The 15375-nt window shown below is 55.2% G+C and carries 11 protein-coding genes and 2 tRNA genes; 6 read left to right on the top strand and 7 right to left on the bottom strand.

What is annotated here, in order from left to right:
• Nucleotides 1–147 precede the first annotated feature (147 nt).
• Nucleotides 148–1161 carry a two-component system response regulator RssB gene (gene rssB / locus ACQG2Q_RS13205; protein ID WP_003856721.1) on the bottom strand — a complete coding sequence of 338 codons (1014 nt, stop codon included), beginning with the start codon at nucleotides 1159–1161 and terminating at the stop codon, nucleotides 148–150.
• A gap of 89 nt (nucleotides 1162–1250) precedes the next feature.
• Nucleotides 1251–2153: a patatin-like phospholipase RssA gene (gene rssA, locus ACQG2Q_RS13210; RefSeq protein ID WP_063849116.1), complete on the bottom strand. Its 903-nt coding sequence runs from the start codon at nucleotides 2151–2153 to the stop codon at nucleotides 1251–1253.
• Nucleotides 2154–2266: 113 nt separating this feature from the next.
• Here rssA and ACQG2Q_RS13215 point away from each other — a divergent pair, with 113 nt between their 5' ends.
• The 4 genes from ACQG2Q_RS13215 (at nucleotide 2267) to ACQG2Q_RS13230 (ending at nucleotide 3976) form a co-directional block, all read left to right on the top strand.
• Nucleotides 2267–2731 (top strand): YchJ family protein, encoded by a 465-nt coding sequence (locus ACQG2Q_RS13215; RefSeq protein ID WP_022648358.1) that lies wholly within the window; start codon nucleotides 2267–2269, stop codon nucleotides 2729–2731.
• Between the two features lie 41 nt (nucleotides 2732–2772).
• A complete protein-coding gene (gene purU, locus ACQG2Q_RS13220; protein ID WP_003856715.1) occupies nucleotides 2773–3615 on the top strand; it encodes a formyltetrahydrofolate deformylase in 843 nt (280 codons plus the stop codon).
• Nucleotides 3616–3772: 157 nt separating this feature from the next.
• Nucleotides 3773–3857: transfer RNA gene (locus ACQG2Q_RS13225), tRNA-Tyr, on the top strand.
• Nucleotides 3858–3891: 34 nt separating this feature from the next.
• A tRNA-Tyr gene (locus ACQG2Q_RS13230) sits at nucleotides 3892–3976 on the top strand.
• A 211-nt stretch (nucleotides 3977–4187) separates the two neighbouring features.
• Here the strand turns inward: ACQG2Q_RS13230 and narI are convergent.
• The 5 genes from narI to ACQG2Q_RS13255 form a co-directional block, all read right to left on the bottom strand.
• The gene (gene narI / locus ACQG2Q_RS13235) at nucleotides 4188–4865 is read right to left on the bottom strand and encodes a respiratory nitrate reductase subunit gamma (RefSeq protein ID WP_022648359.1); all 678 of its coding nucleotides are present in this window, start codon (nucleotides 4863–4865) and stop codon (nucleotides 4188–4190) included.
• Nucleotides 4865–5575 (bottom strand): nitrate reductase molybdenum cofactor assembly chaperone, encoded by a 711-nt coding sequence (narJ, locus tag ACQG2Q_RS13240; RefSeq protein WP_022648360.1) that lies wholly within the window; start codon nucleotides 5573–5575, stop codon nucleotides 4865–4867. Before narJ ends, narI begins: the two co-directional genes overlap by 1 nt.
• A complete protein-coding gene (gene narH / locus ACQG2Q_RS13245) occupies nucleotides 5572–7107 on the bottom strand; it encodes a nitrate reductase subunit beta (RefSeq protein ID WP_032624103.1) in 1536 nt (511 codons plus the stop codon). Before narH ends, narJ begins: the two co-directional genes overlap by 4 nt.
• Nucleotides 7104–10847 (bottom strand): nitrate reductase subunit alpha, encoded by a 3744-nt coding sequence (locus tag ACQG2Q_RS13250; protein ID WP_063849117.1) that lies wholly within the window; start codon nucleotides 10845–10847, stop codon nucleotides 7104–7106. Before ACQG2Q_RS13250 ends, narH begins: the two co-directional genes overlap by 4 nt.
• A 381-nt stretch (nucleotides 10848–11228) precedes the next feature.
• Nucleotides 11229–12626: a NarK family nitrate/nitrite MFS transporter gene (locus ACQG2Q_RS13255; protein WP_426759192.1), complete on the bottom strand. Its 1398-nt coding sequence runs from the start codon at nucleotides 12624–12626 to the stop codon at nucleotides 11229–11231.
• 309 nt (nucleotides 12627–12935) lie between these two features.
• On the opposite strand from ACQG2Q_RS13255, the gene narX reads away from it, so the two are divergent.
• Nucleotides 12936–14732 carry a nitrate/nitrite two-component system sensor histidine kinase NarX gene (narX, locus tag ACQG2Q_RS13260; protein ID WP_063849118.1) on the top strand — a complete coding sequence of 599 codons (1797 nt, stop codon included), beginning with the start codon at nucleotides 12936–12938 and terminating at the stop codon, nucleotides 14730–14732.
• Nucleotides 14725–15375 (top strand): two-component system response regulator NarL, encoded by a 651-nt coding sequence (narL, locus tag ACQG2Q_RS13265; RefSeq protein ID WP_003856701.1) that lies wholly within the window; start codon nucleotides 14725–14727, stop codon nucleotides 15373–15375. The genes narX and narL overlap by 8 nt, the downstream gene beginning before the upstream one ends.

Consider the following 15375-nt stretch of genomic DNA (forward strand, 5'->3'; position numbering starts at 1 on the left):
GTTGAGTATACAGTCTCAGCCACTAATACGGGTCTGAAAAGAACGCGTTGCCGATCAATTAAGACAAATACGCATGAAACTTGCAGCGATAGTAGCACTGCCAGCAAAAACACAGGTAAAGCAATCTGAAAAATAAAACCTGACTGCTTACTCCGTGGACAACATTAAGCGTAACCGCCCACCGGCACCCCAAATTTGGCACTGCCAGGAGGTACAGCGATGGCTAATTTGATTAAGGTAAGTATTACCCAACGTTCCCAACGGCACACCGTTACTCACCTGTATATGGTGTTCGCCGGTATTCAGCGTGGCATTTAATCCAGCAGAGACCAGAATAAGGTTATTCAACCCGCTGTGATAATAGCCAACCAGAAGCGGGAACTGCCCCGGCAAATTGGCCTGGCGAAAAAGTTGGTTGACCTGTTTTAGTAAACTGCCTAACTCAGGAAGTCGTTGCCCCTGATGGGATAATTGTTCCTGTAGCAATCCATTAAACAGCGCACGGAGTAATAAGGCCGCCAGAACGCCGTTATCACCCGCTCGGGTAACATCCAGGCAATAAAAAGCGAGGTCGGAATCTGATAGCGGCGCAATATCCAGCACCAGTCCAGGCTGGTCAGCCGCTACCAGCTGGCGATAATTTACTCTGCAATGAGAGATATTTTGCTGCACCGGCGGCTGAAGTTCCTGAAGCAACTTCGCGGCCGCGAGCGGATTACTGACTAAAGCATCCCAGTCCTGGAAAAGACGTTCTTCTTCTTCCACCCGGGAATTAAACATATTGGGATACAGGCAGGCCAACACCGTTTCACGCAGTCTGTTTAAATCTTTAACCGGTTTGAGCAGGATATCCTGCACACCCAAACGCAACGCCTTAGCAATATCCGCCATATTTTCGGTCGCCGAGATCACCAGTATCGGTGTCTGATAACCTTCGTTACGCAGGTTTTCCACCAGCATTAATCCGTCCATGCGCGGCATCTCGAGATCGCAGATCATCAGATCAGGCGCCATGCTGGCCATTTTTTCCAGTGCCTCGACGCCATCTTCGGCAAGGGACGTGGTTGCACCCAGTGAGGATAACCACGAATCCAGTAGCGATCGGAAAACGGGCTCGTCTTCTACTATCAAAATATGTTTTCCGGCCAATGGCTGTGTCATGGTTCCTCCCCTGGCTGACAGTTACTCAATAGTGGCATGCTATTGGTACTATCGCCTGTCAGATTTTGCTGAAGTAATCAAAAAAGTGCTTAACGTGCTGTACGCACAAAAGGCAACAGTTCATCTATTTTCTTTTCGACGGCTAACGAGCCCGCTGCTATGGCGGCCTCAGCCCGGTGGAAATCAAGGGTAGAGATTTGTGGACAATAGGGCTGAATAAGAATATCCGGAGGATCGCCAGCCATACGGTTTCGCTTCAGGCGATTCTCAAGAATTTGAATGGAGGTCGTCATGATTTCAATGGCGTTCGGCGCGGTCACCGTGCGACGGGCAGTCAGGCGCCCTATTCTGCCGCGTAAACGCGCATGCCAGGCAAGTTTCTCTTCTTCCGCATCATCGCTCTGAAGATTAACCGGCATCAAATCCTGCTGCATAAGGTGAGCGTCGTGCTGTAAATCCACTGCAATGACGATATCTGCCCCCATGGCGCGCGTCAGAGAGATGGGGACAGGATTCACCACGCCACCATCAACGAGCCAGTAGCCATTATGAGGCACAGGCGCCATTAACCCAGGCATGCTACAGGATGCGCGAACGGCGAGATGAATATCCCCTTCGGTGAGCCATAACTCCCTGCCCGTACTGAGGTTGGTTGCAACGGCGCCGAAAGGCATTTGGCAGTGGCTGAAGTCAGCGAGGGGCATTATCTTACGAAACTGATTGAATACGCGTTCGCCGCGCAGCAGGCCGCCACGCTGCCAGGAGAGATCCATCAGGCGCAGTACATCCCAGTAACTAAAGGAGCGCACCCAGCTTTCAAACTGCGGGAGCTTACCGCAGGCGTACGCGGATCCGACCAGCGACCCGATAGAACATCCTGCGACAATATCAACGTCAATCCCCATCTTATTTAAGGTATTGATAACGCCAATATGTGACCAACCCCGGGCTGCACCTGAGCCCAACGCCAGTCCAATTTTTACCTTTCTCATTAGCCCTGTTTTACTTCCCCTGGATTCCCGACATAGCGTCAACGCACCTGCTCAGTTAACATATTGCTACCTTAAGCGTTTAACGCCTTATTTTTTGTTCCAGGAAGAGAATCGTGTCTCAACTCTGCCCCTGTGGTAGCGCTCTGGAGTATAGCCTATGTTGCCAGCGATATCTTTCTGGCGAGCAGGTTGCACCAGACCCGTCACACCTTATGCGCTCGCGGTATACTGCTTTTGTGATCAAAAACGCAGACTACCTGATTAAAACCTGGCATCCGTCCTGTGATGCTGCCGATTTTCGGCAAGAGATTGAAGCCGGATTTGCCAACACCGTCTGGCTGGGCCTTACCGTCTTTGATGCCGCTCCCGGCCGCGATGCCAACGAGGGCTATGTCAGTTTTGTCGCCCGCTTTAGCGAACAAAACAAACCCGGCGCCATCATTGAACGCTCACGGTTCTTAAAGGATAGCGGGCAATGGTATTATATTGACGGCACACGTCCGCAATTCGGTCGTAACGATCCCTGCCCCTGTGGTTCAGGAAAAAAATTTAAAAAGTGTTGCGGCAGTAATGCCTGACAACTCAGACTTCGCAAATACATAAACAGGATTTCCCGGCGATGCAATCATTACAACGTAAAGTTCTGCGCACTATCTGTCCCGATCAAAAAGGACTGATCGCACGAATTACCAACATTTGCTACAAGCATGAACTGAATATCGTGCAGAACAACGAGTTCGTTGACCACCGTACCGGTCGCTTCTTTATGCGTACCGAGCTGGAAGGTATTTTCAACGACACAACCCTGCTTGCCGATCTGGACAGCGCCCTGCCGGAAGGCTCGGTGCGCGAGCTAAACCCGGCGGGTCGTCGCCGCATTGTCATTCTGGTCACCAAAGAGGCGCACTGCCTGGGCGATCTGCTGATGAAAGCCAACTACGGTGGCCTGGACGTCGAAATTGCCGCCGTCATTGGCAACCACGAGACGCTGCGTACGCTGGTTGAACGTTTCGACATTCCGTTTGAACTGGTCAGCCATGAAGGTCATACCCGCGAAGAGCACGACAACCTGATGGCTGCTGCGATTGAAGCGCATAACCCGGACTACGTGGTGCTGGCAAAATACATGCGCGTGCTGACGCCATCCTTCGTGGCGCGCTTCCCGAACAAAATTATCAACATCCACCACTCCTTCCTGCCAGCCTTTATTGGCGCGCGTCCGTACCACCAGGCGTACGAGCGTGGGGTGAAGATCATTGGCGCAACCGCGCACTACGTGAATGATAATCTGGACGAAGGCCCAATCATCATGCAGGACGTGATCCACGTGGATCACACCTACACGGCAGAAGATATGATGCGAGCTGGCCGTGACGTTGAGAAGAACGTACTGAGCCGTGCGCTTTATCAGGTACTTGCTCAGCGCGTCTTTGTGTACGGCAACAGAACGATTATTCTTTAATCCTTCGGAAAATGAATTGATTAGCTTTACGCCTTTACGGATAAAAAGCAGGCAAACAGCTTCATTTTCCTAAAGGAATGCTTTACAGGGGCGTCTCATTTGATATGATGCGCCCCGCTTCCAGCAGGAAGCAGGCCAGTTAAAAGCATTACCCCGTGGTGGGGTTCCCGAGCGGCCAAAGGGAGCAGACTGTAAATCTGCCGTCATCGACTTCGAAGGTTCGAATCCTTCCCCCACCACCATCTCCAGCTTTACCTCAAAATATGAATTACCCCTGGTGGGGTTCCCGAGCGGCCAAAGGGAGCAGACTGTAAATCTGCCGTCATCGACTTCGAAGGTTCGAATCCTTCCCCCACCACCATCACTTCCAGATTCTTTAGCACTCTCCAAAAGCACAATGCCCCATGGTTCTCCCATGCGGGGAAAGATGAGAAGCTTCGACCAGGGTTCGATCCGAGCATAGTGAATTCCGTAGGCCGGGTAAGGCGCAGCCGCCACCCGGCATCCGCACGAAACCCTGGTTCCAGGACAAAAAAAACCCCGCAAATGCGGGGTTGTATCAATACAGCGAATCAGCGACGAGCACGCACGATCTGATATTTGCGCGTCAGGTACTCCACCGGCGCACTCCAGATGTGCACCAGGCGAGAGAACGGGAACAGCACAAACAGGGTCATACCCAGCACCAGGTGAACGCGGAAGATGAACGCCACGCCGTCCAGATGCTCAGAGGCACCACCGCGGAAGGTCACGACAGACTGCGCCCATCCCACCAGCTTCATCATCTCGCTGCCGTCCATATGCTGCGCAGAGAATGGAATGGTCAGCAGACCCAGCGCACACTGCACCATCAGCAGGGAGAGGATCAGGATGTCCGCTCCGGTCGTGGTAGCCCGCACGCGTGGGCTGAACAGACGGCGTTTCAGCAGCAGCAGCCCACCCACCAGGGTCATCACGCCGCAGGCGCCACCGGCGAGCATCGCCATCTTCTGCTTCACTTCAATCGGCAGCCACGCTTCGTACATCCAGTGCGGCGTCAGCATCCCCAGGAAATGACCGGCGAAAATACCCAAAATCCCGATGTGGAACAGGTTTGACGCCAGGTTCATCCCTTTACGATCCAGCATCTGGCTGGAGGCAGCACGCCAGGTGTACTGGCCATAGTCATAACGCAGCCAGCTTCCCACCAGGAACACGGTGCCCGCGATATACGGGTAAATGTCAAAGAAGAACATATTCAGGAAGTGCATTAGTGCTGTCCTCCGTTAGAGATATTCAAATATTGCGGAGCCACCGCTCCGGCAAAACGACGCTGATGCGCGGAGATTTCAGATTCGCCACAGCTCTGGTCAGCAAAGAATTTCACCTGTTCTTCTTCCCAGACGGCATCCAGTGCTTGTGGGGTGTCGTCACGGGCTTCATCCGCAATTTTTTCCGCCACTTTTTGACTGTCAACCGAGGCGTTAGCCAGTTTCACCAGCAAATCGAACAGGACTGCATAATTGCTCTCACGTTGCTGGAGACGTGCGCCGAGCAACGCCAGAATGGGAGCGATGTCCTGCAACCCGCCCAGCGCTTCCTCTTTCGGCAGCTGCGCCAGATATTCCAGGTACAGAGGCAGGTGATCCGGCAGCTCGCGGCTGTCGAGTTGCAAACCGTGCTGCTCGTACTGGGCCATCAGATCCACCATCGCCTGACCACGGTCGCGGGATTCACCGTGAACGTGTTCGAACAGCAATAGAGACGTGGCACGACCACGGTCAAACAGCTGGCTGTAGTCCGCCTGCGCATCAAGAAGATCGCGCGCCAGCAGGTCGCGGAGGAAAATGCCCAGCGTCTGGGCATCCTCTTTATCCAGGTTTTCAGATGACGCGAGTGCATCAAAGAGTTCCTGTTGATGCTGCACAAGCGCAGCATCAGGGTACTCGAGCAGACGCGAAACAATGACGAGTTCAATCATTGGTGCGGCTCCGTTTTGCTGGTCACATCCATCGCGTCGATGCGGCGGCTGTTGAACAGGTTGAATTTGCTGTCTGACCCGTGGCAACCGTCGCCAAAGGTAAAGCCACACCCACTTTTCTCCGGGAAGGCCTCGCGAGCCAGCTCGCGGTGACTGCTCGGCACCACGAAACGATCTTCGTAGTTAGCGATTGCCAGATAGCGGTACATCTCCTGCGCCTGCGCTTCGGTCAGGCCGACCTCTTCCAGCGCGCGGGTATCGTTAACGCCGTCAACGGTTTCCGCACGTTTGAAGTGACGCATCGCCAGCATACGTTTCAGCGCCAGCAGCACCGGCTGGGTATCCCCTGCGGTGAGCAGGTTGGCCAGATACTGAACCGGAATACGCAGGCTTTCCACGTCCGGCAGAATGCCGTTGCTGCCCAGTTCACCTGCGTCAGCCGCAGACTGAATAGGAGACAGAGGCGGCACGTACCAGACCATCGGCAACGTGCGGTATTCCGGGTGCAGCGGCAGCGCCAGCTTCCAGTCCATCGCCATTTTGTACACCGGGGACTGCTGTGCGGCGTCAATCACGCTCTGCGGAATACCGTCTTTCAGCGCCTGCTCGATCACCTTCGGATCGTTCGGATCGAGGAAGACGTCCAGCTGACGCTGATACAGATCTTTCTCGTTCTCGGTGCTTGCGGCATTTTCAATCGCATCCGCGTCGTACAGCAGCACGCCGAGGTAGCGGATACGCCCTACGCAGCTCTCTGAGCAGACGGTCGGCATACCGGCTTCGATACGCGGGTAGCAGAAGATACACTTCTCAGACTTACCGCTCTTCCAGTTAAAGTAGATTTTTTTGTACGGGCAGCCGGTGATGCACATACGCCAGCCGCGGCACTTGTCCTGGTCGATCAGCACAATGCCATCTTCTTCACGCTTGTAGATGGCGCCGCTTGGGCAGGTCGCAACGCACGCCGGGTTAAGGCAGTGTTCGCACAGGCGCGGCAGATACATCATGAAAGTGTTTTCGAACTGGCCGTACATCGCCTTCTGCATGTTCTCGAAGTTCTGGTCTTTGGCGCGTTTTTCGAACTCGCCGCCCAGAATTTCCTCCCAGTTTGGACCGCTGGTAATTTTGTCCATGCGCTTACCGGTGATCAGCGAGCGAGGACGGGCGATCGGCTGGTGTTTGCTTTCCGGCGCGTTGTGCAGGTTCTGATAGTCGTAATCAAACGGCTCGTAGTAATCGTCGATGCCCGGCAGATGCGGGTTAGCAAAGATTTTACCGAGCAGCATCGCACGGTTACCCATGCGCGGTTGCAGTTTGCCGTTGATTTTACGGATCCAGCCACCCTTCCACTTCTCCTGGTTTTCCCAGTCGGTCGGGAAGCCGGTGCCCGGCTTACTTTCCACGTTGTTGAACCAGGCGTACTCCATACCTTCACGGCTGGTCCAGACGTTTTTACAGGTGACTGAGCAGGTATGACAGCCGATGCATTTATCCAGATTCAGCACCATGCCGACTTGTGAACGAATTTTCATTTTACGCTCTCCTGTACCTGGTCATTACCTTCGCCATCTAACCAGTTAATATTCTTCATCTTACGTACCACCACGAACTCATCGCGGTTTGATCCTACAGTGCCGTAGTAGTTAAAGCCGTAGGCCAGCTGGGCATAGCCGCCGATCATATGCGTCGGTTTCGGCGTAATACGGGTCACAGAGTTGTGAATACCGCCGCGCTGCTCGGTGATCTCTGAACCCGGCAGGTTAACGATACGTTCCTGCGCGTGGTACATCATGGTCATCCCGGCTGGTACACGCTGGCTCACCACCGCACGTGCCGTCAGGGCACCGTTGCTGTTGAACACTTCGATCCAGTCGTTATCTTCGATACCCAGATCTTTGGCGTCCGCTTCGCTCATCCAGACAATCGGCCCCCCGCGTGACAGCGTCAGCATCAGCAGGTTGTCGCTGTAGGTGGAGTGGATACCCCACTTCTGGTGCGGCGTCAGGAAGTTCAGCGCCTTCTCAGGGTTACCGTTTGATTTCGCCCCCATCACCGCTTTCACGGAGCGGGTATCGATTGGCGGACGGTAAACCAGCAGGCTTTCACCGAAGTCACGCATCCACTGGTGATCCTGATACAGAGACTGACGGCCAGAGAGCGTGCGCCATGGGATCAGCTCGTGAACGTTGGTGTATCCGGCGTTATAGGACACATGTTCATCTTCGAGGCCAGACCAGGTCGGGCTGGAGATAATCTTGCGCGGCTGAGCCTGAATATCGCGGAAGCGGATTTTCTCTTCTTCTTTATTCTTCGCCAGATGCGTATGGTCACGGCCGGTAAATTCACTCAGAGCCGCCCACGCTTTCACCGCCACGTGGCCATTGGTTTCCGGTGCCAGGGTCAGGATCATTTCCGCTGCATCAATTGCCGTGTTCAGCATTGGCTGGCCTTTGGCCGGGCCGTCTGCTTTGGTGTAATTGAGCTTGCGCAGCAGGTCCATTTCGCTCTGGGTGTTCCAGGCGATGCCTTTACCGCCGTTACCGATCTTCTCCATCAGCGGACCGATAGAGGTAAAGCGCTCGTACGTAGCCGGGTAATCACGTTCAACCGGAATAATGTGCGGCGCGGTCACACCCGGGATCAGATCGCATTCGCCTTTTTTCCAGTCCTTCACGTCAAGCGGCTGCGCCAGTTCGGCAGCGGAGTCGTGCTGGATTGGCAGCGTCACCACGTCGGTCTCTTTGCCCAGGTGCCCTACACAGACTTCGGAGAATTTATTCGCGATGTCTTTATAGATTTCCCAGTCGCTTTTTGATTCCCACGCCGGGTCAACGGCCGCAGACAGCGGATGAATAAACGGATGCATATCCGACGTATTCATGTCGTCTTTTTCGTACCAGGTGGCGGTAGGCAGCACGATATCGGAGTACAGGCAGGTACTGGACAGACGGAAGTCCAGCGTTACCACCAGATCCAGCTTGCCGTCCAGACCGTTGTCTTTCCATTCAACTTCTTCTGGCTTCACGCCGCCCTGCTTGCCGAGATCCTTACCCTGAATACCGTTTTCGGTACCGAGCAGGTATTTCAGCATGTACTCATGGCCTTTACCGGACGAACCCAGCAGGTTGGAGCGCCAGATGAACAGGTTACGCGGATGGTTTTTGCCGTTCTCAGGCTGTTCTGCCGCAAAACGGATTGAGCCATCCTTCAGCGATTTCACGGTGTAGTCCACCGGTGACATGCCCGCTTTCTTCGCCGCTTCCGCAATGCGCAGCGGGTTAGTGCCCAACTGCGGTGCAGACGGCAGCCAGCCCATGCGTTCAGCGCGCACGTTGAAGTCAATCAGATGGCCGCTGTAGCGGGATTTATCTGCCATCGGAGACAGCAGCTCCTGCGCGGTCACCGTCTCGTAGCGCCACTGGCTGGAGTGGTTATAGAAGTAGGAGGTGCTGTTCATGTGACGAGCCGGACGCTGCCAGTCAAGGGCAAACGCCAGCGGCTGCCAGCCGGTCTGCGGACGCAGTTTTTCCTGGCCCACGTAGTGCGCCCAGCCACCGCCGCTCTGCCCGACGCAGCCGCAGAAGATCAGCATGTTGATCAGGCCGCGATAGTTCATATCGAGGTGATACCAGTGGTTCAGACCGGCACCGACGATGATCATGGAGCGACCGTGAGTTTTGTCTGCGTTTTCCGCAAATTCGCGGGCGATACGGGTGATTTGGGCGCGTGGCACACCGGTGATCTGCTCCGCCCAGGCTGGTGTATAAGCCTTCACGTCGTCATAGCTGGTCGCGCAGTTTTCGTCGTTCAGACCGCGCTCCAGGCCATAGTTCGCCATGGTCAGATCGTAGACCGTAGTGACCAGAGCGGTAGAACCGTCCGCCAGTTGCAGGCGTTTAACCGGCAGTTTGTGCATCAGAACGTTTTGCAGCTCAACCTTGTTGAAGTGCTCGGAACCTTCACCACCAAAGTACGGGAAGCCGACATCGGCGATTTCGTCCTGGCTGCCCAGCATGCTGAGGCGAAGTTCTGTCTCTTCACCCGTGGTGCCGTTACGCTGTTCCAGGTTCCATTTGCCTTTTTCGCCCCAGCGGAAGCCGATAGAACCGTTTGGTGCCACCAGCTCGCCGTTGCTGTTGCAGGCGACCGTTTTCCACTCCGGGTTGTTTTCCTGACCCAGCGCGTCCACAAGATCCGCAGCACGCAGCATACGGCCAGCGGCGTAATAGCCGTCACGCTCTTCAAGCATCACCAGCATTGGCATGTCGGTGTAGCGACGCACGTAATCGGTGAAATACTGGCTTGGCTTGTCGAGGTGGAATTCACGCAACATGACGTGGCCCATCGCCAGCGCCATGGCGGCATCAGTACCCTGTTTCGGTGCCAGCCACAGGTCGCACAGTTTGGCGATTTCGGCGTAGTCCGGGGTCACGGCAACGGTTTTGGTCCCTTTGTAACGTACTTCGGTAAAGAAGTGCGCATCAGGGGTACGGGTCTGCGGAACGTTAGAGCCCCAGGCGATGATGTAGCTGGAGTTGTACCAGTCAGCGGACTCCGGCACGTCGGTCTGTTCGCCCCAGGTCTGCGGCGACGCTGGCGGCAGGTCGCAGTACCAGTCGTAGAAGCTCAGACAGGTACCGCCGATAAGTGAAAGGTAGCGCGCGCCGGAGGCGTAAGAGACCATCGACATTGCCGGGATTGGCGAGAAGCCTGCCACGCGGTCAGGACCGTAAGTTTTCACGGTATAGACGTTGGAGGCCGCAATCAGCTCGTTCACCTCTTTCCAGGAAGAACGAACGAAACCACCGCGACCACGCGCCTGTTTGAAGCTTTTCGCTTTGTCGGCGTCCTCGATGATGGATGCCCAGGCATCAACCGGATCGCTGTGCTGCACTTTCGCTTCACGCCACATTTTCATCAGGCGTTTACGCATCAGCGGGTATTTCAGACGGTTGGCGCTGTAGAGATACCAGGAGTAGCTGGCCCCACGCGGGCAGCCGCGCGGTTCATGGTTCGGCATATCCGGACGGGTACGCGGATAGTCGGTCTGCTGCATTTCCCAGGTCACCAGACCGTTTTTAACGAAAATCTTCCAGCTACATGAGCCAGTGCAGTTTACACCGTGGGTAGAACGGACAACTTTGTCATGCTGCCAGCGTTGACGGTAACCGTCTTCCCAGTCCCGGTTGGTATCCAGAACCTGGCCGTGCCCATCGGCAAAAGTTTCACCCTTCTGTTTGAAGTAGCGAAACCGGTCCAAAAATTTGCTCATCGGGTATCTCCTGTGTGGAGCCTGTGGCTCTCTAAATCGACATTGCTGATTTGCAGCGAAGGTAACGCTATGAAAGATGGTGAGAATTGATAACGATCAAGACGGAGGGGGTCTCTGAGGGGGGGTATTAGATCAAATACCACCAAAGCGGTAGCTGTTAATATTTTTTAACTTAATGATTTATATGGATATATTTTATTTATCGTACAATAAGCGGAGCAAAATTTAACATCTTAGGTATTAAGGGGTAGAGACACCTGTAAAGCGATGGCGATCACAGCGTTACCTGCGTGCGACTACGGGAAACGCTATTAGTATGTTGTAACTATTAAGCGATTAAAAAAAGCGCGGCACTCAGGCCGCGCAAACGGATAATCAAGCTTACTTGTTTTTCTTGGTATTACGGCCATATACCAGCCAGGTGATGACCACACAGGCGATATAGAAGACGAGGAATACCTTCATCGCACCCGCCGGAGAGCCGGTCAGATCCAGTGAGATACCGAACGCTTTTGGAATAAAGAAGCCGCCAATCGAGCCAATCGCAGAGATAAACCCAAGCGCCGCAGCGGTATCGGTGGCGGCTTCACGCATCGCCTGCTCGTCGCTCCCGCCCTGCGCTTTCACGCGGTCCATGGTCAGCTTGCGGAAGATGACAGAGATCATCTGGAAAGTAGACGCACTGCCCAGCCCGGCGGTCAGGAACAGCACCATGAAGACGCCGAAGAAGGCAAAGAAGTTACCTCCCTCACCACCCGCAGGCAGCGTCAGGAACAGCAGTGCACAGAAGATGGCCATCAATACAAAGTTCACCAGCGTAACGCGCGTTCCGCCCAGACGGTCGGAGATCATCCCGCCCAGCGAACGTGCCAGCGCGCCAATAAACGGACCGAAGAAGGCAAACTGAAGGATCTGTACGTCCGGGAACTGGGTTTTCGACAGCATGGCAAAGCCTGCGGAGAAACCGATGAACGAGCCGAAGGTCGCCAGATACAGCAGTGCCATTACCCACAGGTGGCCACGTTTCAGAACCGGCAGCTGCTCGCTCAGGGACGCTTTGGACGCGGACAGGTCGTTCATGAAGAACCATGCCGCCAGGGTAAAGACCACCAGGAACGGTACCCAAATCCAGGAGGCATTTTGCAGGAACAGCACTGAACCGTCGGGCTGCGTCACACCGCCGCCGCCAAACGCCGCAAAGATGGAAACCGAGATCGCCAGCGGAGCAATCAGCTGCATCACGCTCACGCCCATGTTACCCAGACCGCCGTTAATGCCCAGCGCACCACCCTGCTTCGCTTTCGGGAAGAAGAAGCTGATGTTTGCCATACTGGACGCAAAGTTCGCCCCCGCAAAACCGCACAGCAGAGAGATAATCACGAACACGCTAAACGGTGTAGAGGTATCCTGCACCGCAAAACCGAGCCACACGCACGGCACGATCATGATCCCGGTACTGAAAGCCGTCCAGCGACGACCACCAAAGACCGGCACCATAAACGCGTAAGGAACGCGCAGCAGTGCGCCTGAAAGCGACGGCAACGCAGTCAACATAAACAGCTGATCGGTGGTAAAGGTAAAGCCCACTTTTGGCAGGTTAACCGCAACCGCACTGAACAACATCCAGACGCAAAACGCCAGTAACAGACATGGCACGGAAATCCACAGATTACGACTTGCTATACGGTGGCCGCGCTGTTGCCAGAACGCCGGATCCTCTGGACGCCAGTCTGTAATAACGGCACCAGTTTCCCTTTCGGGAGCGGAAGAGTGACTCATAGACACCTCTGATTCTCGAATGATGCTGCAAACATTAGGGCTTTAGGGCGGCGGTAAGTTGATATAAATCAAAGGAAAAGTGGGAGGTTTTGCGGCGAAAAAAAAGCCATCACTCTTAATGAGTAGATACAAAACGTAAAAAAGGTGTGGTTTTTCACGGTGCTGACGCATCCCTGCTTCGTCCACCCACTAACCGTTACCTCTCTGGCAATTTAGAGGTAATCCTTTATTGGTATGGGTATACTCCAGGGTATGCACCAGAATAGCGCCATTCCTGCAATCAGGTCACGTCAGGAGCCCGGCAACTCTATGTTAAAAAGATGTTTATCTCCGTTGACGCTGGTTAACCAGCTGGCGCTTATTGTTCTGCTGTCCACCGCTATCGGTGTGACCGGCATGGCTATTTCTGGCTGGCTGGTACAGGGTGTGCAGGGTAATGCGCATGCCATCAACGAGGCAGGCTCGCTACGTATGCAGAGTTACCGGCTGCTGGCGTCGGTGCCGCTGACGCAGGCTGACCAACCGCTTATCGACGAAATGGAGCGTACCGCATTCAGCCCTGAACTGAAAAGAGCCGCCATCCGTGACGGCCAGCAATCTCAGCTTAAGGCGCTTCAGGGCTACTGGCATACCCAGCTGGAGCCCGGGTTAAAGCGGGCGGAAGACCGGGAAACGGTCGCCCAGGATGTCGCCGGGTTTGTGTCACGCATCGATCATCTCGTCTCCTCGTTCGATCGCACCACAGAGTTACGCATTGACCGCGTGGTGATGGTTCACCGCGCAATGGCGCTGTTTATGGGTTTGCTGCTGATTTTCACGGTTATCTGGCTGCGCGCGCGGTTGCTTAACCCCTGGAAGCAACTCCTGGCGATGGCCCGCGCCGTCACACAGCGCGATTTTACCCAACGCACGCACATCAGCGGGCGCAACGAAATGGCGATGCTCGGCGAGGCGCTCAACACCATGTCGGCGGAGCTATCTGAAAGCTACGCGGTACTGGAAAAACGCGTCCAGGAGAAAACCGCCGGGCTTGAGCAGAAAAACGAGATCCTCTCTTTCCTCTGGCAGGCGAACCGTCGCCTGCATATGCAGGTACCGCTTTGCGAGCGTCTCTCGCCGGTACTGAACGGCCTGCAAAACCTGACTCTGCTCCACGATCTTGAGCTACGGGTTTATGACGTTGAAGATGAGGAAAACCATCAGGAATTTACCTGTCAGTCGGACGTCTCCTGCGACGATAAAGGGTGTCATCTGTGCCCGCGCGGCTTGCCGCCGCTTACCACCAGCGGCACGACCCTCAAGTGGCGGCTGATGGACAGCCATACCCAGTACGGTATTTTGCTGGCCACCCTGCCCGCCGGACGTCACCTGAGCCACGACCAGCAGCAGCTGGTCGATACTCTTGTAGAGCAGCTCACGGCCACGCTGGCGCTCGACCGTCACCAGGAAAAACAGCAGCAGCTGATCGTGATGGAGGAGCGCGCCACCATCGCTCGCGAGCTGCACGACTCCATCGCCCAGTCCCTCTCCTGCATGAAGATGCAGGTGAGTTGCCTGCAAATGCAGGACGAAGGCATGCCCGAGAGCAGCAAACAGCTGCTCAGCCAGATCCGCAACGAGCTTAACACCTCGTGGATTCAGCTTCGCGAGCTGCTGACCACCTTCCGTTTACAGCTCACCGAGCCGGGGCTACGCCCTGCGCTGGAGTCCAGCTGTCAGGAATTTAGTGCCAGGCTGGGCTTCCCGGTGAAGCTGGATTACCAGTTGCCACCGCGTTTTGTCCCCTCTCACCAGGCGATCCATTTGCTGCAAATTGCCCGTGAAGCCCTGAGCAACGTGCTCAAGCATGCCGAGGCGACGGCCGTCACGGTCACCGTCAGCTGCCAGGATAATCAGGTGAAGCTCAGGGTTCAGGATAACGGCCGCGGCGTGCCGGAAAATGCCGAACGAACGAACCATTATGGTTTAATCATCATGCGAGACCGCGCGCAAAGCCTGCGCGGTGATTGCCAGGTTCGCCGGGGAGAGTTAGGTGGCACCGAAGTCGTGGTCACCTTTATACCCGAAAAGCCCCTCATAACTGCTCAAGGAGAAAACCATGACTAATCAGGAACCGGCATCTATCCTGTTGATTGACGATCATCCGATGCTGCGCACTGGCGTTAAACAGCTTGTCAGCATGGCGCCCGATATCACCGTCGTCGGGGAAGCCAGCAACGGCGAACAGGGTATTGAACTTGCCGAATCGCTCGATCCTGATTTGATCTTGCTCGATCTCAACATGCCGGGCATGAATGGCCTGGAAACCCTCGACAAGCTGCGGGAGAAATCCCTCTCTGGCCGGGTGGTGGTCTTCAGCGTCTCAAACCATGAAGAAGACGTGGTCACCGCCCTCAAGCGGGGGGCAGACGGCTATCTGCTGAAAGATATGGAGCCGGAAGATCTGCTCAAGGCGCTGCAACAGGCTGCCGCAGGCGAGATGGTGCTGAGTGAAGCGTTAACGCCGGTACTGGCCGCCAGCCTGCGTGCGAACCGCGCCACGTCTGACCGTGACGTCAGCCAGTTGACCCCGCGCGAGCGCGACATTCTGAAGCTGATTGCTCAGGGTCTGCCGAACAAAATGATCGCCCGCCGTCTGGACATCACCGAGAGCACGGTCAAAGTGCATGTCAAACACATGCTGAAGAAAATGAAGTTAAAATCCCGCGTCGAAGCCGCCGTCTGGGTGCATCAGGAGCGCATTTTTTAA

It is taken from the genome of Enterobacter cloacae complex sp. 370H10, from assembly GCF_050031535.1.
Classification (GTDB): Bacteria; Pseudomonadota; Gammaproteobacteria; order Enterobacterales; family Enterobacteriaceae; genus Enterobacter; species Enterobacter intestinihominis.